The organism is Pseudomonas sp. Irchel s3f10, from assembly GCF_900187515.1.
Classification (GTDB): domain Bacteria; phylum Pseudomonadota; class Gammaproteobacteria; order Pseudomonadales; family Pseudomonadaceae; genus Aquipseudomonas; species Aquipseudomonas tensinigenes.
On the sequence record NZ_FYDZ01000013.1, the window covers coordinates 57,868 to 78,712 of the forward strand.

At 61.4% G+C, this 20,845-nt stretch carries 14 protein-coding genes; 5 read left to right on the plus strand and 9 right to left on the minus strand.

Going from position 1 to position 20,845, the window contains the following annotated elements; genetic code table 11:
* Positions 1-2: 2 nt before the first annotated feature.
* The 9 genes from CKW17_RS23175 to cbiE form a co-directional block, all read right to left on the minus strand.
* A complete protein-coding gene (locus CKW17_RS23175; RefSeq protein ID WP_095121910.1) occupies positions 3-1,382 on the minus strand; it encodes a PepSY domain-containing protein in 1,380 nt (459 codons plus the stop codon).
* 122 nt (positions 1,383-1,504) lie between these two features.
* Positions 1,505-3,625, minus strand: coding sequence for a TonB-dependent copper receptor (locus CKW17_RS23180; protein WP_095121911.1), 2,121 nt, complete (start codon positions 3,623-3,625; stop codon positions 1,505-1,507).
* Between the two features lie 85 nt (positions 3,626-3,710).
* The gene (locus CKW17_RS23185) at positions 3,711-4,157 is read right to left on the minus strand and encodes a DUF2946 domain-containing protein (protein ID WP_095121913.1); all 447 of its coding nucleotides are present in this window, start codon (positions 4,155-4,157) and stop codon (positions 3,711-3,713) included.
* Between the two features lie 21 nt (positions 4,158-4,178).
* The gene (locus CKW17_RS23190; protein ID WP_095121915.1) at positions 4,179-4,658 is read right to left on the minus strand and encodes a copper chaperone PCu(A)C; all 480 of its coding nucleotides are present in this window, start codon (positions 4,656-4,658) and stop codon (positions 4,179-4,181) included.
* A 48-nt stretch (positions 4,659-4,706) separates the two neighbouring features.
* The gene (locus CKW17_RS23195; RefSeq protein ID WP_095121917.1) at positions 4,707-5,105 is read right to left on the minus strand and encodes a DUF2946 domain-containing protein; all 399 of its coding nucleotides are present in this window, start codon (positions 5,103-5,105) and stop codon (positions 4,707-4,709) included.
* A gap of 97 nt (positions 5,106-5,202) precedes the next feature.
* The gene (locus CKW17_RS23200) at positions 5,203-5,493 is read right to left on the minus strand and encodes an addiction module antidote protein (RefSeq protein WP_095121919.1); all 291 of its coding nucleotides are present in this window, start codon (positions 5,491-5,493) and stop codon (positions 5,203-5,205) included.
* A gap of 341 nt (positions 5,494-5,834) precedes the next feature.
* Entirely contained in the window at positions 5,835-6,563 is a 729-nt protein-coding gene (locus CKW17_RS23205) for a cobalt-precorrin-6A reductase (protein WP_095121920.1), read from the minus strand.
* On the minus strand, positions 6,560-7,657 hold the full coding sequence (locus tag CKW17_RS23210; protein WP_095121921.1) for a cobalt-precorrin-5B (C(1))-methyltransferase: 1,098 nt from the start codon (positions 7,655-7,657) through the stop codon (positions 6,560-6,562). Before CKW17_RS23210 ends, CKW17_RS23205 begins: the two co-directional genes overlap by 4 nt.
* On the minus strand, positions 7,650-8,861 hold the full coding sequence (cbiE, locus tag CKW17_RS23215) for a precorrin-6y C5,15-methyltransferase (decarboxylating) subunit CbiE (RefSeq protein ID WP_095121922.1): 1,212 nt from the start codon (positions 8,859-8,861) through the stop codon (positions 7,650-7,652). The genes CKW17_RS23210 and cbiE overlap by 8 nt, the downstream gene beginning before the upstream one ends.
* Positions 8,862-8,993: 132 nt before the next feature.
* On the opposite strand from cbiE, the gene cobG reads away from it, so the two are divergent.
* The 5 genes from cobG (at position 8,994) to CKW17_RS23240 (ending at position 20,743) form a co-directional block, all read left to right on the plus strand.
* Positions 8,994-10,289, plus strand: a complete 1,296-nt coding sequence (gene cobG, locus CKW17_RS23220; protein WP_305883398.1) for a precorrin-3B synthase — start codon at positions 8,994-8,996, stop codon at positions 10,287-10,289.
* Complete coding sequence (locus tag CKW17_RS23225; RefSeq protein WP_095121924.1) at positions 10,282-10,908, plus strand: precorrin-8X methylmutase; 627 nt, start codon at positions 10,282-10,284, stop codon at positions 10,906-10,908. The genes cobG and CKW17_RS23225 overlap by 8 nt, the downstream gene beginning before the upstream one ends.
* Positions 10,905-11,639 (plus strand): precorrin-2 C(20)-methyltransferase, encoded by a 735-nt coding sequence (locus CKW17_RS23230; RefSeq protein WP_371850966.1) that lies wholly within the window; start codon positions 10,905-10,907, stop codon positions 11,637-11,639. The genes CKW17_RS23225 and CKW17_RS23230 overlap by 4 nt, the downstream gene beginning before the upstream one ends.
* Positions 11,639-13,339: a precorrin-3B C(17)-methyltransferase gene (cobJ, locus tag CKW17_RS23235; RefSeq protein ID WP_095121925.1), complete on the plus strand. Its 1,701-nt coding sequence runs from the start codon at positions 11,639-11,641 to the stop codon at positions 13,337-13,339. The genes CKW17_RS23230 and cobJ overlap by 1 nt, the downstream gene beginning before the upstream one ends.
* Positions 13,340-13,645: 306 nt before the next feature.
* A complete protein-coding gene (locus tag CKW17_RS23240; protein ID WP_095121927.1) occupies positions 13,646-20,743 on the plus strand; it encodes a TcdA/TcdB pore-forming domain-containing protein in 7,098 nt (2,365 codons plus the stop codon).
* Positions 20,744-20,845 lie beyond the last annotated feature (102 nt).

Sequence of the window (20,845 nt, forward strand, 5' to 3'; positions counted from 1 at the left end):
GATCAGGATGAAGTCGAGGCGGACTCGGTTTGCCTGCTCAGGCGCGACAGCAGCAGGCGATCCAGCAGCCACACCACCACCAGCGAAGCCCCCACCAGCGGAAACACCACGGCCAGCACGAGCATGATCACCACGCCGGTTTTCCACTTCGGCAAATCATGACGCAGCGGCGGCACACCCAATTTGCCTTGTGGCCGGCGCTTCCACCAGATCACCACGCCGCTGACGGCGCTGAGCAGAATCATCAGGCAGATCAGCAGCACGACGATCTGGTTGAAGGTGCCGAACATCTTGCCTTCGTGGAGCATCACGCCGATTTCGGTGGCGCGGGCGACGCTGCCGTATTGTTCGAAACGCACATCGGCGAGGACCTTGCCGGTGTACTGATCGACATGCAAAGTCGCATCGTTGCGCGGGTCATCGGCGAACACGGCGATGGTGAACACGCCGGTGGCGGTGGTCGGCAGGGTGATGCTGTAGCCCGGCTCGACCTTGCGCTGGGTGGCGATGTTCTGCACGTCTTGCAGGCGGATGGCGGGTGCTGCAGGGCCGGCGTTGCTGGCGCCGTGGGCCATGTGTTCGGCGTGGTCGCCGGACATCGGCATCGGCGTGTTTTCCATCGCCCATGGCACGGTCTGGCGCGTGGCGGTGTTCAGGCTGCGGGCTTCGACGTCGGAGGTCGGCACGTTGTCCCACATCGCCGCCGGGAACACGTTCCACACCTGCGCGTATTGCTTGCCCCAGAAACCGGTCCAGGTCATACCGCTGAGCAGCATCACCAGCAGCAGGGTTGCGCCCCAGAACCCGGTGACTGCGTGCAGATCGCGCCACAACACGCGACCGCGACTGTTCAGCCGCGGCCACAAAATGCCCGCGGCCTGACCGCGCGGCCACCACAGGAACAGGCCGGACACCACCAGCACCACGCCCCAACCGGCAGCCATTTCGATAAGACGATCACCGACGGTGCCGATCATCAATTCGCCGTGGATGGCTCGGGCGATGGCTTGCAGGTTCTGCTTGGCATCCTGCTCGCCGAGGATGTCGCCGTGATACGGATCGACGAATACGTTGAGTTCCTGGCCGGCGTTTTTCACCACAAACTGTGCGCTGCGTTCGGCGTTGACCGGCGGCAGGTATTGGGTGACCTGGCCTTGTGGATAAGCGCTTTTCACCCGTTGCAGCAAGTCATCGGCCGGGACCGTGTGATGCCCGGCGGGAACGTTGAGCAGGCTGCTGTACATCAGCGAATCGAGCTGCGGTTTGAACAGATAAATGATGCCGGTCAGGGCCAGCATCACCATGAACGGTGCGACGAACAGGCCGGCGTAAAAATGCCAACGCCAGGCCAGGTTGTAGAAATTCGGTTTGGGCTGTTTCATCACGTGTGCTCCGCTTGGCGAATTTTTTTAGATCAAAAGATCGCAGCCTTCGGCAGCTCCTACGGGGTGTACGCGCTCCCATGTAGGAGCTGGCGCAGCCTGCGATCTTTTGACTTTTCTTGTTAGAAACTCATGTCGACCTTGGTCCAGAGCGTGCGCCCCGGTTCATTGATCGCTTGTGGGTCGTTGGCCGGGTAGCCGAATCCGGCGTTGCCCGCCAGGTTCAGGTGTTCGGCGTAAGCCTTGCCGAACAGGTTGTCGACGCCGCTGCTGACCTTCCAGTTCTTGTTGATCCGGTAGGCACCGTTGAGTGAGAGCACGCCGAAGCCCGAACTCTTGTCGTAATCCTTGCCGACCACGTTGCCCTTGTTCTGGTCGATACGGTTCTGCGCGGCAACCACCCTCCACAGTGCGCCAGCGCTCCAGTTGTCTTCGCTATAGGTCAGACCGAAGCGGGCATCCAGCGGCGGCATTTGCGGCAATGCCTTGCCGTCGCTGCTGTTCTTGCCCCAGGCGTAGGCCAAGGTCGCATCGGCTTTCCAGTGGTCGGTGAGCTTGTATGCGGCACCGAGTTCACCGCCCATGATTCGCGCGTCAATGTTCTCGGCGCGCGAGGTGCTCATGCCCATCATTCCCGGGGTGTAATCAAAGAGGATGTAATCGCGCACCACGCCGATATAACCCGAAGCCCAGGCTTCAAGTTCGGCGCTCTTGTAGTTCACGCCAAAGTCGAACTGAGTGGTCTTTTCCGGTTTGATCGAATCGAACGCGTTGACCGATCCTGCCGGGCCGGATTTGGGCGAAAACAGCTCCCAATAATCCGGGAAGCGCTGCGCGTGACCGAGGCCCGCATAGAGCGTGGTCGGGCTGTCAGCGAGGTCATGCTCGTAGCGGATGAAACCGCTCGGCAGGGTGTCGGCGCGGGTGTCGTCGGCGGTCGGGTTGGGACGGGACATCATTCCCGAACCGGTGGTCTGCCGGTAATCCTTGGCCGAAGCGCGGTCGACGCGGGCACCAGTGATCAGCCGATCACGGTCGGCGGCGTACCAGGTCAGTTCGCTGAACACGCCGTAGTTATGGAAGTCGGCGTCCTTGCTGTAGGGCTGATCCTTGTAGGTGTCGATGCCCATGCCGCTGCGTTGGCGGTGTTCGTTGGTCTGCGCGTCGAGGCCGGTGATCAACTGAATATCAGCCCAACGCCAAGTGGCTTTGATCCGTGCTCCGAGGGTGCGGCGGTCGACATTGGACGCCATCGGCCCGGCCATCATCCCGGTGCCGGACGGCGTGCGCAGGGTGTAGTTGTCCATCACGTGGTCGGCGTAGTTGTAGTAGACCTGCGCTTCGAGTTTCTCCAGCACGTCGGTGATGTTGGATTTTTCGAAACGCAGGCCGAGGCTTTCGCGCAGGAACTGCGAGCCGTCCATGCCGCGTCCGGCGTAGCGTGCTTCACCATCGCCCTTGCCGGCGGTGAGTTCGATCAGGGTGTCGGCGTCCGGGGTCCAGCCCACCGCGATGTCACCGTTCCACTTGTCGTAGCGTGAGGCGACGATGTCGTTGTTGCCGTCGCGGTAATCGTCGGAATGCGCGGTGTTGCCGATTACTCGCACGTAGCCTAACGGCCCGCCGGCAGCGGCATCGACGACTTTGTCGAAGCGTCCGTGGGAGCCGGCGAGAATGCTCGCGTTCACGCGGGTGCCGAGTTCGCCGAAGCTTTCCGGCTCACGATCAAACAGCACCGTACCTGCCGATGCACCCGGACCGTAAAGCACGGTTTGCGGACCTTTGATCACGGTGAGTTTGTCGTAGGTTTCCGGCGAGATGTACGAAGTCGGCGCGTCCATCCGGCCGGGGCAGGCACCGAGCATCATGCTGCCGTTGGTGAGGATGTTCAGGCGTGAGCCGAACATGCCGCGCAGCACCGGATCACCGTTGGTGCCGCCATTGCGCACCAGGGCGAAGCCCGGAATGGTCTTCAGATAATCGCCGCCGTCACTGGCCGGCACCGGTTGGCGCGGATCTTTTGGATTGGTGACGATGGTCAGTGGCGAGCTCGGCGCAATTGCGGTGATCACCGTTGGACTGAGTTCTTCGTTGTGGCCAGCGTGATCATCGGCCAGCACCAGCGGGGACAGCAGAACGCCGCAAAGGACGGCGGTAGCGTGCCTGAAACGAATCCGCGATTCGTTCAAAGCGAAGGACGCCGGGGCAACGCCCGAGCGTGGAACAACAGAAAACCTGGACATGACAATTTCCATCAAACAGTCGTAAACGACACGGCCGGCAGCCTGAAGCTGTCTTCTCAACCGTGTGCAATCAGAGGTGCGGTGTTTACGCTGCGACGGGCGGGGCGCGGCTGCGCGCGCCGGGGAAAAAGGTCTGCCGGGCGTGGCCCAGGCGTGGGGCGGGTGGGGTGAAGGTGTTGAGCGGTGGGATGTTGAACGCGACGAAATCGCCGACGCCGGTCAGTGCCGGGCAATTGAACAGCAGGCTGCAATAGCCGCACTTTTCCCACAGCACGTGGTGCGAGGATTGTGGCGGGCAGTGTTCGGCTGAGGGCTTGGTGTCGTGGCCGCTGTGATCCATGCCCGGCATGGCCATCGACATGTCCATGCTCATTGGCATGGAAGTCGAGGCGTGTTGATCCATCGGCATCGACTGAGAAATCAGTGGGCCGATGAAGATCATCAACATGGCGAACAGGGCGATCCAGCTGCCGCGAGTCAGAGTTTGAGTCTGACGGCGTTGCCGCAAAGGCCTGGCGCTCAGCGGGCGCATGGGCGGAGTCTGCCGAAAGGCTTACTGAGCGTGCGCGTGGGCCTGCGTGGTTTCCGGTGGTTTCTTCTGCACCGAGACTTCGACAGTGACGTCACCGGCCTTCTCGAAATGCAGCGTCAGCGGGAAGCGCTTGCCGTCGCTGAGCAGGCTGCGGTCTCTCGGGTTGAGCAGCATCACGTGATAGGCCATTGGCGCAAAGGTCACATTGCCGCCGGCCGGAATGGCCACGCTCGGCACTTGCTGCATCTTCATCAGATCGCCTTGCATCACGTGCTCGTGCAGTTGCGCTTCGGGGGCGATGGGCGAGTCGACGCTGAGCAAACGGTCGGCAGTTTTGCCTGCATTGTGAATGATGAAATACGCGGCGACGGTCGGCGCGTTGGGCGGCAGCTCCTGCGACCATGGGTGGGCGATTTCCAGCTCGCCGGCCTTGTATTCGTGAGCATGAGCAAAGCACGCCGGCAGCAGCAGCGCAGCGACGATGATGAGTTTGTTCAACATGGCAGTTCTCCAGAACGATTTGAAACGCAGGTCAATTGCGCGAACAAATCAAACCAGAGGGGAGGCGCGGGGATTGAGACTCGGCCATTGCTGGCGCGGCGTGGGTGTTTGCAGAGAGGCGGGCGCCACGCTGCGGTTGCTTTCGTAGCGGGCGAAATACAGCTGCGGCGCATGCCCCGGCAGCGCCACCAATGGCGCCGAGCCTGAGCAGCACCAGCAATGCTGCATGTTCGAATGCGTGTCGTTGGCCGGGGCTTTCTGATCGGTGGTGCCGATGTTGATCGCCACCATTTTGGTTCCGCTGCCGGTGCAGAAACTGCTCCAGAGCCATTGCTCGGCCGGTGAATTGGCCGCCTGCGCCATCGCCCCGGTCATCGGCATGGCGAGCATGTTGAACAGCACTGCAAAGCAGGCGATCCAGGCAATTGCTAGCCGGTGTCGGTTCATGGGACAGATCCATTGGGTGGGCGATCAGGCGCGGCTATTTAGCCTGATCAGGGCCGATAAGTAAAAAAGCGTCGTGCGGTTTGGTGTCGCAGCGCGTTCACAGTGTTACGGCATGCAATCGCAAACCCAGAGCCTTCATGACTTTCATGATAGTTGCGAATTCGGGATTGCCAGTGCTACTCAGCGCTTTATAAAGACTTTCGCGGCCCAAACCTGCATCCCGCGCCACTTGTGTCATGCCTTGAGCCCGGGCGATGTCATTGAGCGCTGCACGGATAAGGACGCCGTCGCCTTCATCGTCGTCAAAACAGGCATCCAGATACGCCGCCATGTCCTCGGGAGTTTTGAGGTACTCGGCGGCGTCAAAACGGGAGAATTCTTCTGACATTGGATGTGTGCGCCCTTGGAATCAAAGACGTTGAGCGTAGAGGTGGACGCTGACTGCCGATAGTCAGTGATTCGTTAAGTTGTTGTGGGCAGTGTCCGGCGCGTTTGTAGGATTCAAGTCAGATATCCGGCCGAGCCCCTGACATTGTGGGAGCGAGCCTGCTCGCGAAAGCGGTGGGTCAGGCAATGATCTGCAGACTTTGCCGACGTCTTCGCGAGCAGGCTCGCTCCCACAGTGGTCGGTGGCGAACACGTAGTCTGTGTACGTCGCGAACCTTGTGGAAGCGGCGGTGCGACTATTCGACTTGCCCGCGAAGGCGTCCGTGAGAACTGCGCTTGTTTTTAGATAAGGTTAACGGTCGCGAGGGCCATGAGGATTTCGTCGACCGAGGCAAACTCCCGATCAACCCCCGGTAACCCGGGTCGCTTCAACACCAGCACCGGCACCCCACGCTCGCGCGCCACTTCCAGCTTCGGCTCGGTCGCGGTGCTGCCGCTGTTCTTGCTGATCAACACATCGATCTGCCGCCGCTCGAACAGTGCGCGCTCATCCTCCAGCAGAAACGGCCCACGGGCGCCGATCACTTCGCAGCGTTCGTTGCCGGGGTAGACGTCGAGGGCGCGCAAGGTCCAGAACTGCCCCGCGGGGATCTCATCGAGGTGCTGCAGCGGTTCGCGGCCAAGGGTGAACAAGGGGCGACGGAATGGTTTGAGGGCGGTGATCAACTCGGCCCAGTCGCTGACTTCGCGCCAATCATCACCGGGCTGCGGCTGCCACGCCGGACGGCGCAATGCCCAGCAGGGGATGTCGGTCAGCCGCGCGGCGGTGGCGGCATTCTGGCTGATCTGTGCGGCATAGGGATGCGTGGCATCGAGCAACAGGTCGATGCCTTCGTCGCGAATGAATTGCGCCAGACCTTCAGCGCCACCGTAACCACCAACACGCACCTGACAGGTCAGATCTGTCGGCACTCGGCCGACGCCAGCCAGGCTGTAAATATGTTCCGGCCCCAGCGTGCGGGCAATCGCCAGCGCTTCGGTCACGCCGCCGAGCAACAAAATCCGCTTCATGCAAAACCTCCGGCCTGCCCGACAATCCCGCCCTGACGATCAATCGCAAACACCTCGACCTGGACCTGCGCCGGCACCACGCTGCGGGCGAAATTCAACGCATGGCGGCAGACTTCATCACCGAGGGCGACCCCCGCCGCACTGGCCATGGCCAAGGCTTGCTGACTGGTATTGGCCTCGCGAATGCCTTGCTGCAGCGCCTCATCGGCGCCAATCGCCGCCGCCCACGCAGCCAGTTGCGGCAAGTCGATGCTCGAATGCCGCGAGTGCAGATCCATGTGTCCGGCCGCCAGTTTGCTGATCTTGCCGAAACCACCACACAGGCTGAGTTTATCCACAGGTACTTTGCGCAGATGCTTGAGCACTGCACCGACGAAGTCGCCCATCTCGATCAGGGCGATTTCCGGCAGGTCGTAGACCCGGCGCATGGTGTCTTCACTGGCGTTGCCGGTGCAGGCGGCGATGTGCAGATAACCGTTGGTTTTCGCCACGTCGATGCCTTGATGGATCGAGGCAATGTAAGCCGCACAGGAAAACGGCCGGACAATGCCGCTGGTGCCGAGGATCGACAACCCGCCAAGAATGCCCAGTCGCGGATTCATGGTTTTCAGCGCCAGCGCTTCACCGCCCTCGACGTTGACGGTGACGTCGAAGCCGCCTGCATAACCGGTTTCCGCCGCGAGCAATGTCAGGTGATCGCTGATCATTTTGCGTGGCACCGGGTTGATCGCCGGTTCACCAACGCCGAGCACCAGTCCCGGCCGGGTCACGGTGCCTACGCCGGCGCCAGCATTGAAGCGAATCCCCGGTTCGGCCATTAGCCGTACCCGCGAATAGAGCAGAGCGCCGTGGGTCACGTCGGGATCGTCACCGGCATCCTTGATCGTCCCGGCCTCGGCACCGTCGTCGGTCAAACGACAGAACTCCAGGCGCATCTGCACCTGCTTGCCTTTGGGCAAAACGATCTGCACCGCATCGGCCGAAACCCCGCCGAGCAACAGGCGTGCAGCGGCGAGGCTGGTGGCGGTGGCGCAGCTGCCGGTAGTCAGGCCGCTGCGCAGCGGCGCGGGTTGTTCGGCGGTTTCGTCACGCATCGAGGGGTTTGACCAGATCGAGCAGAGTGATCGGCAACGCCTGACGCCAAGTGTCGAATTCGCCGAGTGGTTGCGCTTGGGCGACATGGATACGCGTCAGTTCGCCGCCGAAGCGCTCGCGCCAGTTCATCAGGGCCATTTCGCTTTGCAGGGTCACTGCGTTGGCGACCAGACGGCCACCGGGCTTCAGCTGTTCCCAACAGGTTTCGAAGACGCCCTCACGGGTGACGCCGCCGCCAATGAAAATTGCATCCGGGCGCTCCAGCCCGGCCAATGCCTGCGGCGCCTTGCCGCGAATCAATTGCAAGCCGGGCACACCCAAGGCATCGCGGTTGTGTTCGATCAATTGCTGACGGCCGTCATCGGCTTCAATGGCCAAGGCGCGGCAGCTCGGGTGCGCGCGCATCCACTCGATACCGATCGAACCGCTGCCGGCGCCGACATCCCAGAGCAGTTCGCCGGGGGTCGGGGCGAGGCGGGCGAGGGTGATGGCGCGTACGTCGCGCTTGGTCAACTGGCCGTCGTGCTGGAATGCCGAGTCGGGCAGACCGGCCAGGCGCGACAGGCGCGGGGCGTCGCTATCGGCCTGGCACTCGATGGCGATGACATTGAGGTCGGCTATCGGCGCGTCGTCCCAAGCGTTGGCGGTGCTGTCGATGCGTCGCTCGGCGTCGCCGCCAAGATGCTCGAGAACGCTCAGGCGACTCGAACCAAATCCGCGCTCACGGAGCAATTGCGCAACAGCCGCCGGACTCTGACCGTCATTGCTCAGCAACAACAGCCGCACACCGCTGAACAGTTGCGCATTGAGTGCCGCCAGTGGCCGGGCCACCAGCGACAGCGTCACCACCTCCTGCAACGGCCAGCCGAGGCGGGCCGCAGCCAGCGAGCACGACGAAGGTGCGGGCAGAATCAACATTTCGTCGCTCGGCACCTGGCGGGCGAGGCTCGCACCGACGCCGTAGAACATCGGGTCACCACTGGCCAGCACGCAGACCGCTTCGCCGCGCTGCTCAAGCGCCGGTGCAAGGGAAAACGGGCTGGGCCACAATTGCCGCTCACCGCGAATACACACCGGCAGCAGATCCAGTTGGCGCTGGCCACCGACGATCCGCGAGGCGCCCAGCAGGGCACGCCGGGCGTTTTTGCCCAGGCCCTTGAAGCCGTCTTCACCGATTCCCACTACCGTCAGCCAGGGTGACATCTATATTCCTCTAAACACGCCGTTCCGACGGGCAGTCTTTTCATGCCAGCGGACAAAGCAGGCATAATACCGCGCCTTCGCCCGCGAAGCGCCTTTCCCACGCAGCCGGTCCGCCCCTTGAACGAACGCCCGATGTCCACCGCCTTACGCCCCTCGGCCTGTCCGGGGTTGCTGCGTATCGTCCAGGCACTGGACGGCGGTATCTGCCGGATCAAGCTCAATGGCGGGTCAATCAGTGCCGATCAGGCTGACGCGGTGGCCGAGGCTGCCGAACAGTTCGGCGCGGCGATCGAGGCGACCAACCGGGCCAATCTGCAGATTCGCGGGATCGGTGAGCAATCCACAGCGCTGATCGAGCGTTTGCTTGCTGCCGGGCTCGGCCCACGCACCGCCGCCGGTGACGACGTGCGCAACTTGATGCTCAGCCCGGCAGCCGGCATCGACCGGCAGATGCGCGTCGATACCCGTGCACTGGCCGAGCAGATCCTCGACACCTTGCAAAGCCATCCACGCTTTCATGAGTTGAGCGCCAAGTTCGCCGTGCAACTCGATGGCGGTGAAGCGCTGGCGATGCTCGAACATCCGCATGACCTGTGGTTGTCGGCGTTTGAGCGCGACGGTGAACGATTGTGGGCATTCGGCCTGGCCGGGTGCCCGACGGATCGTGCAGTCGGCGCCGTGGCGGCAGAAAACGGCCATGCGCTGGTGGTCGCGGTGCTGGAATTGTTCCTGCAACTGGCCCGCCCTGAACAAACGCGGATGCGCCATTTGCTCGATGAGTTGCCGATGCTGGCCTTTCTCGACGCCCTGCGCACGTGCGTGCCGATCAAGTCGGTCAGCCAGTGGCAGCGCACTGCCGTTGCGCGGGATCTGCACATCGGCGTTCATCCGCAACATGCCTCGGGGCGGGTGTACGTCGGCGCCGTGCCGCCGCTCGGGCGTCTTGATCCGGCGATGTTGCGCGCCGCTGCACAACTGGCTCGCCAGTACGGTGACGGCAGCCTGCGCTTCACGCCATGGCAAAGTCTGCTGCTGCCGAATGTCGAAGCGGCCGATGCACCTGTGGTGCTTGAGGCACTTGAGCAGTCGAACCTGCTGACCGATTCCGGCGAGCCGTTGGCACAACTGATCGCCTGCACCGGTGCCAATGGCTGCGGCAAAGGCCTGGCCGACACCAAACAGGATGCGCGCCATCTGGCGACGCTGCTGCCCTCGGGTGTCAGCGTGCACCTGTCCGGCTGCCCGCGTTCGTGCGCTGCCGCTCACCGCGCGCCAGTCACTTTGCTGGCGGTCAGCCGCGGTCATTACGACCTCTATTTTCGCGATGCCACGCTGCCGGGTTTCGGCACGCTGCACGCACGCAACCTTACTATTGAAGCGGTCGCGACCCTGCTCGCCGCCCGCTCTCGGAGCCCCCTTGATGCTTGATTACATCCGCGACGGTCAGGAGATCTATCGCAACTCCTTCGCGATCATTCGCAGCGAGGCCAATCTCGCGCGAATCCCGGCCGATCTGGAAAAACTCGCGGTGCGGGTCATCCACGCCTGCGGCATGGTCGAGGCCATCGACGGTCTGCAGTTTTCCGAAGACGCGGGCAAGGCCGGGCGCGATGCGCTGGCCGCCGGTGCGCCGATCCTCTGCGATGCGCGGATGGTCTCCGAAGGCGTGACCCGTGCCCGCCTGCCGGCCAACAACCAGGTGATCTGCACCCTGCGCGACGACAGCGTGCCGGATTTGGCCCGTGAGTTGGGCAACACCCGTTCCGCCGCCGCGCTGGAACTGTGGCGTCCGCACCTGGAAGGCAGTGTCGTGGTGATCGGCAACGCGCCGACCGCGTTGTTCTATCTGTTGGAAATGCTTGATGCCGGCGCCCCGAAACCGGCTCTGATCCTCGGCTTCCCGGTGGGTTTCGTCGGCGCCGCTGAGTCGAAAGCCGCCCTGGCCGCCGACAGCCGTGGCGTGCCGTTCGTGATCATGCAGGGCCGCCTCGGTGGCAGCGCCATGGCTGCGGCTGCCGTCAATGCCCTCGCCACGGAGATCGAATGATGCAGGCCAAAGGACGTTTGATTGGCCTGGGCGTCGGCCCCGGTGATCCGGAACTGATTACCGTCAAGGCCCTGCGCCTGCTGCGCGAATCGCCGGTGGTGGCGTATTTCGTCGCCAAAGGCAAAAAGGGCAATGCGTTCGGCATCATCGAAGCGCATCTGCAAGACGCGCAGAATCTGCTGCCGCTGGTCTATCCGGTGACCACCGAAGCGCTGCCGGCGCCATTGTCTTACGAACAAGTGATCAGCGATTTCTACGATGAGGCTGCCGAAACCGTCGCGGCACATCTGGATGCCGGGCGCGACGTCGCGGTGATCTGCGAAGGCGATCCGTTCTTCTACGGCTCCTACATGTACCTGCACGATCGCCTCGCCAGCCGTTACGAAGCACAAGTGGTGCCGGGCGTTTGTTCGATGCTGGGCGGCGCTTCGGTGCTGGGTGCGCCGTTGGTGTATCGCAATCAGAGCCTGTCGGTGCTTTCCGGCGTATTGCCCCATGAAGAGCTGAAGCGACGTCTGGCCGATGCCGACGCGGCGGTGATCATGAAGCTGGGGCGCAACTTCCCGAAAGTGCGTCAGGTACTCGAAGAACTCGGTCTGGCCGAGCGCGCGCTGTACGTCGAGCGCGCAACCATGGCCAATCAGAAGATTGTGCCAATGGATCAGGTCGAGCCGATGTCGTCGCCGTACTTCTCGCTGATCATTGTGCCGGGCGAACGGTGGCAAGGCTGATGACTCAATCCACCCCCGCCATCGTCATTCTCGGTCAGGGCAGCCTGGCCACCGCACGGCGCATTCAGCAGGTCTATCCAGCGGCGCAGATTCACGGCCTCGCCGGGCGCGTCGAAGGCGCCGATCGCACCTATCAGGAATTCGGCGCGACCCTGCGCGCGTTGTATCAGCAGGACACGCCGATCATTGCCCTGTGCGCGGCCGGGATTGTCATCCGCACACTCGCGCCGCTGCTGCTGGAGAAAGGCGCCGAGCCACCGGTACTGGCCGTCGCCGAAGACGGCAGCGCGGTGGTGCCGCTGCTTGGTGGTCTGGGCGGGGTAAATGTCATGGCGCGGGACATCGCTGCCGGGCTGCAAGTCGCAGCGGCCATCACCACCAGCGGCGAGTTGCGTTTTGGCACGTGCCTGCTCAACCCACCGAGTGGTTACGCGCTGGGCGATCTGGAACTGGGCAAGCGATTTGTCTCCGATCTGTTGGCCGGGCACAGCGTGCGCATCGAAGGCGCGGCGCCCTGGCTGGATCAGGCGCAATTGCCGGAAGATCCGCAGGCGCAGCGCTCGATTCATGTCGGCAGTGCCGAGCGTGTGGCGTGTGCCAATGAGTTGTTGATTTATCCGCGCAGTGTCGCGGTGGCAGTCAGCGCCGAAGTGGCGGATTTGCCGAACGTCGTCCGCGCGGCGTTGCAGCAAGCGAATCTTGCAGTGCAGGCGCTGGCCTGTCTGTTGGCGGCCGAGACCGAAATGGCCTCGACGAATCTGCATGAAGCGGCAATGGAATTGGGGGTGCCGTTGCGCTTTGTCTCGGTATTGAACGATATCGAGGCGACGGTATTGGCGGCTGTGCCACAGGCGAAGGTCGTCATTGTCAACGACATGGCAATCGCTATTGCCGAACAGCCTTTGGACGTCGCGCAAATCGGCCGTGCACGTGGGCGTTTGGCGGTGATCGGTCTCGGTCCCGGCGCTGCCGAACTGATGGTGCCGGCGGTAAAAGCCGAACTGGCCCGCGCCACCGATGTGCTCGGCTACGAAACCTACGTGCGCATGGCCGGGCCTTTCCGTGATGATCAAATCCAGCACTGCACCGACAACCGCGAAGAAATGCAGCGTGCTCGTCACGCCTTCAGGCTGGCGGCCGAGGGGCGTTCGGTAATTGTTGTATCGTCCGGCGACCCGGGCGTATTTGCCATGGCGGCGGCGGTGCTGGAGGCGTTGCACGAGTCCGATGATCCGGCGTGGCACAGCGTTGACCTGGAAATCCTGCCGGGTGTCTCGGCCTCGCTGGCCACCGCCGCGCAGGCCGGTGCGCCGCTGGGCCATGACTTCTGTGTAATGTCGCTGTCGGACAATCTCAAACCGTGGTCGATCATCGAAAAACGTCTGGACCTGGCTGCCGAAGCGGATCTGGCGCTGGCGTTCTACAACCCGATCTCCCGCGCCCGTCCGTGGCAACTGGGCCGGGCACTGGAAATCGTCGCACAGCACCGCACGCCGCAAACCCCGGTGGTTCTGGGCCGTGACATCGGTCGCCCGGGCCAGACCTTACGCACCACGACGTTGGGCGCGTTGACTGTGGACCAGGTGGACATGCGCACGATGGTATTGATCGGTTCTTCGACCACGTGCACGTTTCCACGGGCAACCGGTGGGGATTGGGTTTACACGCCGCGTTGGTATGGTGAAAAGCCGATTGTCTGAGTTTGCCGTTATTGATCGCCGGGGGAAGTTGTAAATAACTTCTCTCGTCGTGACATCAGGTCAACACTTGCGAAGTTGAATGCCGGCAGTAAGACAAGGCCACGCCCTTTCCGGGGGACGTGGCCTTTTCGTTGTTTACGATAAAAGAAATAACAGGCGCAGTTGTTGCTGAATCATACCGTTGTCCAATTTGAATGTTGGTCGATGTTTCATTCGACATTATTTGAGCTTGTTCAAGTTTGAGTGCGCCGTGTTTATTCAATAGTTTTGCCCGACTTAGAACTGTTGAATCAAGGAAGAATACGGATGAGTGCTACGGGAAACACTGCAGGCGAACTTTCATTCACTTCGGCTGCAGAGTATTCGACACTTCAAGGGGCATTGAGCGAGTTTGCCGATTCAGGCGAGTATGCGGCGCTGGCCGAGTCTCATGAACTTGCCAGCAAGACCTTCACAGCGGTCGAAAAACTGCTGCCGGCGAAACTGTTTCAGGAGCGACTCGAGGCCTTGATGGATCGCAAGTCGACGCCGGTGCCTATGGCCATCCATCGGATTCGAACCCGGTTGAATCGCTATGTGGCGAGATTGTCAGCCACGGTGGACATGCTGAACGGCGTCGCCCGGCCCGTGCCGAACATCATGCACTTCGTCTGGGTCGGTGGCAGTGAGGTGGGCAACAATCAGCGCGATTACATGAACATCTGGCGCAAGGTGCTGGAGCCGCAGGGGTATCGGTTCAATCTCTGGTACGACAGTGATGCACTGCTCGCCTTTGAGATGAATCGGGTGATTCTCGACAGTGCAAGAGCGGATGCGATGGCATCGGAAGGCGACAAGGTCACCAGGCCCCTGCAGTTGTCGCAGATGATTGAAGACCGCGCGCGGGTATTGAAACATCAGATGTTCGATTACCTGAACCAGCCACAATGGGCTGGTCGGGCGGACGAGGCGCGTATCGATCTGATGGTTCGTGCTTACGGCAAGGATCGCGCGACGCTTGAGGCTTTCCGTCAGCAGTGCCTGGAGACGCATCAGGCCATGGTCGGCACGGACTTGCAGCTACGTGACGTTCGCCACGAATTTGCCGGGCATTTCCTACAGGATGTCTATCAGCGTGAAGTGGCCATGCGCGGCAATTTTGCCGCGGCGAGTGATGTCGTGCGGTTGCAGGCCGAGTACCTAGAGGGGGGGCGTTACAGCGACATGGATTACTTGCCGCCACTGGCCGAGACGTTGGGCGGCGTGGATATCAGTGGTTTTGATGGCAATCAGCGACTCGGGGTACTGAAACTTTTACTGGATCACAACCAAGCGCTGATGCCCGGCCGGGATCCGCACCGCTATACAGAGATAACCGGCGAAATTGGAGCTCGGCATAAAGAGGCATTAACCACTTTTGCGCGCGGTAAACCCGGTATTCATGAGGTTTTCGTCGCACCGCAGGAGCGCGCTGTGCCGCAGGATGCCCTTCGCTTGGGAACTGCCCATGGCAGTGCGAATACCGGGGAAATGAACGCGCATTTCATCGCCCACCCGGGCAGTGCCATGACGCTGTCTTACATGCAGATGATTCGAAGCAATTATGACTGTCTGCTAGAAGTGGAGAGCCGCTTGCTCGCTGCCGGCATCGATATTGCGGATGAGGGACGGGCGTTGCCCATCATTCAAAATGTGGTCAATGAAACGGCGGCCGAGGGCAAGTTTCCCGATTCAAAAACTCACTATTCGTCAGCGAAGCTGATCGATGCCATTCGCACGTATTATCAGGACGGTATTCGGGTCGATGCACGCGGCACCATTGCCCTTACCGGGCCGGGTGCGGCGGCGGCAGGACTTGGCAAATATATCGAACAGCGTCTGCAATCCGATCATATCGATGAGGTTCGCAATCGACTGAAATTGGTCGAGGGCTATAACGTTTCCACGGAAGAGGAGCGGATCTCCGGCTGGACCGTGAATGGCGATGAAAACAAATGGCTTGAGCAAGAGCAGGACAAATGGCGCAACGGCAAACTCAAGTCACGTTACGCCGGTCAGTTGGCGGATCTGCTGAGGCCGCAGACCCTGACCTTTAAACAAGGCTGGCCGGTGATCGAAGGCAAACCGGTGCTATTGACCTCGGTGCTGCAACAGCTGATGGATGACTTGGGCGAACCGTTCATTCGCGCAATGAAAGACAAGTTGAGCGGCGATGTCACTTTCAACGAAGCTTTTGCCATCGGTTTCGATGCCCGCCAGCAAATTCTCGCCCAGCCTGCCCTTGAACTGCCGCCGTCTTACGGTGCGGAGTCCACCAGTAACCTGAACGAACTGTTGGTCCGGGTTGCCCGCGGCTCGCTCGCCGTCGAACAACTCAGCCCGTTGCTGCGCGTGATGCTGGGCGGAATGTTCGGCGCGGCGAGCCTGGATATCGATGGCTTTGCCGGTGCGTGGAAGGACCTTTCCAGCCTCGCTGCGCAAACCGCCGAAGATGGGCTGTTTGTCCGCTTCAACGCTATCGAAAGTGCCTTGCGCCAGCACGCGACGCCGGCCTTCAAGGCAGGCCTGGCAAGCGCTGAACCTTCCACCACGTACACCGCCCGCGAACTCAAGGTGCGCGCCTTGGGCGAGCCATTGACGTTGCGTCAGTGGGGTGAACGTATTGCCCGGATCAACAGCACGGCACGCCGTGAATATCACGCGCAGATTCTGCGTAGCGGTGAGGCGGTTCGTACCGAATTGTTCAAGGCTGGCGCCATGTCCGCCAGGAAAGTGCCGCAGGACCTGCTCATGACCACGCCGGGCGATCCTGGTCGTCGATGCTATCCGCTGGCACTGATGATGGCGGCAGCGCTGACCGGTGGTGAGGCGGCTGAGCGTGCCCTGATCGGCCGGGTGGCGAACGTCAGCCATGCCCCGGAGGACGCCGACTCGCGGGCTTTGTTATTGGCGCTGGACGAATTGCAGGCTGTGCCGCTGACAGCCGTGGGCAAGCCACACGGCCATCATGGCCTGGACTCCATCGCACAAATGCTGGAGGCGAAAGCCGCTTCGACGGTCATGCTGCTCGACACCGGCAATCACGCGTTGCTGGTGGGGAAAACAGTGGCGGGCAGCCAGACGGTTTACCGTTTTTACGAGCCGAATTTTGCGATTTACGGGTTTGCCCGGGTAGAGCAACTTAAAGAGGGCATGCAGCGCTACCTGAGCAGAGATAACGCTGCAATGGCCCGGCTATACGGTCTCGCGGAGGGCGACCGTGCGCGGTTCAATGTTGTCGAGCTCGATACCACGGCGATCATCGGCCGGACACTTTTGTCGAATACGCCGCTGGGCAGCTTTTTGCAAAACGCTCCGATTGTCGATCCAGGGAGCGCTTCGGTCTGGCAAAAACAAGCCGTTGGACGCCAGCGATCGCTGGGTGAAAACGCCCGGATGGGCGCCAGTCTGGCGCAACTGGATGCGCGTTATTGGGCGCAGGCATTCGAGCAGGCCACCGGTCAGTTACGTACCGAAAACAAGTTGGGCGGTGAGTTTCTGCCGCTGCTGGAAACGCTGCAGAAGCACCCCGACGCAGGCTACAGCGTGACGCTGGTAGACGCGCGCAATCCGCAAAACGCTCGAGTCGTTACCACCACCGACGCGCGCTTCAGCAAAGTCCAACAGCACATCCAGCGTCTGGTGCAGTCCCTGGCCGGCAAAAATACTGCAGCGGGCGAGGCCGACGGCGGTAGTCGGTTGAGTTTCGCCTTTGCGATTCAGACGCTGATTACCGAGATGCGCCATCGCGAATACCAGGCCGGGGAAGAGCAGGTGCCGGCGTTGTCGATCGCCCTGCAGGTGCAGGTCTATGTCAGTTATGCCCAGTTAGGTTATGGCGTATTGAACGATGCGGCACAGATCGTCAGTCTGGTTCGTCAAGTGGCTGCCAGTGAGCAGGCATTGGCGCTGCGCCAGTCATCGCTGTCCGGTCGGCTGCTGGGCCGGGCGTCCGTAGCTGCCGGGATTGTCTTCTCCGCCGTCAATATAGGGTTTGACCTCTATGGTCTGGCAGTGGCGACCAATCAGGAACAGCGTTCACGGTTGGCCACGCAACTGGTATTCAATGTCGCGGCCCTGGCGCTGGATATCACCGCATTGGCGGTTGGCGGAGCGGTGGGCGGTGCCGCTGCGATTCTGTCGGTGCCGCTGCTCGGCGTCGGCATTGGTGTGACGGCGATCGCCAGTAACCTGGGACAGATCAGCGACAAGGCCAAAGGCGTGGGCGCGTACTTGCGCAAGATCCAGGACGCCTACGGCCCTGGCGTTTACACGCGCAAGGACGGGGCGCTGAGTTTTGAACCCGAAGCCGTCATCACCGAGCTGGACTTGCAAGGCAACCGGATCCGTTTCGACAGTCAGAAGTTTTACCCCATGGATCGCGGTGGACTTGAGCTGCCGCAGTTCAACAATCACCCGTCGCGACTGCATCAGGCGATCGATATCCGCGAGACGCTCGGACTGCCGCAAGTGGTCAGTCTCATCCGGCCGGCGCCCGGTGACGTACAGACGGTGGTGCTCCCGTGTACACCGCAGTGTTATTTCGGTTATGAGTACCAGGTCGGAACGTCCGGCTATGCCTATGAGCCACAGCCTGGCGAGTTGGCGCGCGAGCCCCGGCAAGCAAGCGAAAAGGCCTCAGCGAGCTTCCTCAGCACATTTCTGCCATTTGGCGTCCTGGCTGATGAGCTCCACCAGCCACTCATGCAAACCTGGTATCCGAGCCTGCGCAACAGTACCGTCAACAAGCTGGAGTACGACAGGCATGGCAACCAGCGTTTCTATTTCTTCGCCAACACACCGTTCCCGCACATCCTCTACAAGCTCTACCCGTTCAACAAGCCCACACGGATTGTGGTGACGCTGGATGAACAGGTGCGCCAGTTGCTGGTGCCGACATTGCCGGCAGAATGGAAGCAGTGCATTTCCTACGAGATCTTCAGCCGTTCACCAGGTGCTCGCCAGCTCTGGTTGACTCCCGGTCTGGTTGCCGTTTTCCTGCGCAATTACGCGGCGACCCAGTGGGTACTTCATGCGCCATGGGTCAGCGAAAACAAGGTGCGATTTGAAGAGTCGTTTCTCAGTGTCGATGGAATACGGATCGAGGGTCAGGTGGACTTCATCCAGCTGAGCAATGGCGAGATGTTCAGTCTCGACTGGAAAAACCAGCGTCTGCTGCTGGTGTCTGTCACCCAGGAGCAACAGGATTCGCAGGCTGCGCTGCTGGCACGCGTTCGGACACGCGTGGTGGAGCGACGCGTTGCAGCGGCTTTTGTGCCGTTACACAAATTCCGGGTGCCTATGGACGCTGCGCTGCGGCCCGTCCTGGTCACCGCCTACTACGACGTTGCGCGTGCCCGGCTGTTGTATGCGCGCAACCTGCCAGAGGGTGTCAATGACGGCGTTGTATTGGCTGCAGCCAACGCCGGGCAGGCATGGTTTTATCACCCCGGGCACGCGACGGTCTGGCGGGTCGATGCGATCACCGGCACGGTCAAGCATCGCTACCGACTGATGAACCCTGGCGGTGGTGCAAGGATCATTGGCTGCGAACAGACTGCCAACGGCCTGCGTCTGCGGCAGAAAATGCTTGAAGTCAACGGAGGGGTAGAGATCGCATTCGAATACCTGCTGACTGAGTATTCTGCAGTGCTTGCCGGCATCCATACATCAGCCGCCTGGAGCGATTACACGCCTAGGCGTCCGGCCGATTACTGGCATGCATTGGTGGCTCGTTTCAATACGCCGCGGACCTATGCCGATGGCACGTCTGGCATGGCGTCGAGCCTGAGCACCTGGGGGCCCGCCGGGTTCGTGCAGATTCGCAGCCATGAGAAAGAAACGCTGCGAGATCTGGGCTGGATCCGTCTGGCTGACCGGCTGTATTTCCAGTTGGCCCATAGCACCGGGCTCAAGCTGGACACGATCCTGCTGACCTGGAATGACGGCTTGGACGACGTGCCGCTGTTCTACAGCAAACAGGCCCGATTGCTGCGTCGTGGAGCCGGGCCGGCGGGTGGGCAAGTCGTCGCCGAGAATGTCATCGATGTCAGTTCATTCGCTGAGCGCTACATCGCAACCCGGGCAGACGGACGCCTGTTTGAGGTCGACAAGCAAGGCGCGCTGCAATTCGTTGGCATCGGCACCCACTGGTTGCGCAGCCATGCCGACTGGCTCAGCGCATTACCGGCGCTGGCCAATGATTATCGGGATGCGCCGTTTTCGATCATCGGGTTGAGTAACGTTTCCGGCCTGCACTCAGTGGCGGCGTGGTGTATCGGCGCGAAGGTATTGCTCGCTGAGGTCGGTGAAGGTACGGAGCTGGCCTTGCTTGGGCTGACGCCCGACAAGCAGGCCGCGTGGCTGCTGGACGTTTCGGCTGGGCAGCTTTATCGCCAGGCGCTGGTGCAGATCCAGACGTTGCGCGCAGCGTTTGCCAACGGCCCGCGGTTACTGGATCGCACGTTGCTGCCAGTGGCGGAAAAAGTCTGGGGGCAGTGGTCATTCGCCGAGGTGCTGACGCAGGGGCAAGGGTTGCTCGGGCGTACCCGCCAAGGCGTTAACCTGGAACTGCTCGATCAACAGCCGGCACGCATCGTCGGCGTCGAAAGACAATGGTCATTCATCCCCGGGCAGACCGCCGAGCAGTTGCAGGCCCGCTTGAAGGCGTTATTGAGCGGACAAGCCCATGCACCGGTTGTGCACGTCGAAGATTCCTTGGGTCGCTATACGTACTTTGTGCCGGAACTGGATCGCCTCTTTGATATTTCGGGCCGGGCCGATGGTCAGTGGCCGGTGTTTCTTGGCGCGCGCGACACATCGGTGGCCATGCTGTTCGACCCGATTGACAACCTGATCTACAGTCGCGGGGCGGCGCAGGGCGTCTGGGCACAAGACAGTTACGCCCGGCGCGAAGGCGAGCTCCTGGCGCTCGAGGTGAGTGGTGAGCTCACCGATATCATGGCAATGCTGCCTGACGGGGTCGAAAAACTGATTCTCACCTATGGTGCCAAGGCATTGAGCTATCGGGTGTCGGAACAAGCCTGGCAACGGCTGGACTGCATCGTAGTCGATCGCCAGCGTCCGCAAGGTGCAGTCGATACGCGTATCTGTACTTTGGTACTGGACGTGGACGCTGCCGAGCGCCTGTTGGTGTCTTTGGTCGACGGGCAGTTGGTAATCTCAGACCCGGATACGGCCCACAGTCTGATCGTGCGTAATGTCGCGCCGGAAGATGACGAGTCAGGCAGGCCACTGCAGATAAGCATCAGGCTCGGCGCGGTGGACTACCGGCGAGGTGTCAACCAGTGGCTTGATGCGCTGGCATACGTACAGTCCGATGTAGAGGTTGCAACACTGGAGAAGTTAGTAAAACAGCTGGCCTGAAATATACAGCCAAACTAAAACGTAAAAAGGTCGTGGTCGCGAGTTCACGACCTTTTTACGTTTAATTGTTTTTATTTGTTTTAGGTTGTTCAGGTTTTAAAG

Bases quoted from the DNA above. Each gene is read 5' to 3' on its own strand.
- CKW17_RS23175 (WP_095121910.1), bottom strand. From the start codon at position 1,382: ATGAAACAGCCCAAACCGAATTTCTACAACCTGGCCTGGCGTTGGCAT.
- CKW17_RS23180 (WP_095121911.1), bottom strand. From the start codon at position 3,625: ATGTCCAGGTTTTCTGTTGTTCCACGCTCGGGCGTTGCCCCGGCGTCC.
- CKW17_RS23185 (WP_095121913.1), bottom strand. From the start codon at position 4,157: ATGCGCCCGCTGAGCGCCAGGCCTTTGCGGCAACGCCGTCAGACTCAA.
- CKW17_RS23190 (WP_095121915.1), bottom strand. From the start codon at position 4,658: ATGTTGAACAAACTCATCATCGTCGCTGCGCTGCTGCTGCCGGCGTGC.
- CKW17_RS23195 (WP_095121917.1), bottom strand. From the start codon at position 5,105: ATGAACCGACACCGGCTAGCAATTGCCTGGATCGCCTGCTTTGCAGTG.
- CKW17_RS23200 (WP_095121919.1), bottom strand. From the start codon at position 5,493: ATGTCAGAAGAATTCTCCCGTTTTGACGCCGCCGAGTACCTCAAAACT.
- CKW17_RS23205 (WP_095121920.1), bottom strand. From the start codon at position 6,563: ATGAAGCGGATTTTGTTGCTCGGCGGCGTGACCGAAGCGCTGGCGATT.
- CKW17_RS23210 (WP_095121921.1), bottom strand. From the start codon at position 7,657: ATGCGTGACGAAACCGCCGAACAACCCGCGCCGCTGCGCAGCGGCCTG.
- cbiE (WP_095121922.1), bottom strand. From the start codon at position 8,861: ATGTCACCCTGGCTGACGGTAGTGGGAATCGGTGAAGACGGCTTCAAG.
- cobG (WP_305883398.1), top strand. From the start codon at position 8,994: ATGTCCACCGCCTTACGCCCCTCGGCCTGTCCGGGGTTGCTGCGTATC.
- CKW17_RS23225 (WP_095121924.1), top strand. From the start codon at position 10,282: ATGCTTGATTACATCCGCGACGGTCAGGAGATCTATCGCAACTCCTTC.
- CKW17_RS23230 (WP_371850966.1), top strand. From the start codon at position 10,905: ATGATGCAGGCCAAAGGACGTTTGATTGGCCTGGGCGTCGGCCCCGGT.
- cobJ (WP_095121925.1), top strand. From the start codon at position 11,639: ATGACTCAATCCACCCCCGCCATCGTCATTCTCGGTCAGGGCAGCCTG.
- CKW17_RS23240 (WP_095121927.1), top strand. From the start codon at position 13,646: ATGAGTGCTACGGGAAACACTGCAGGCGAACTTTCATTCACTTCGGCT.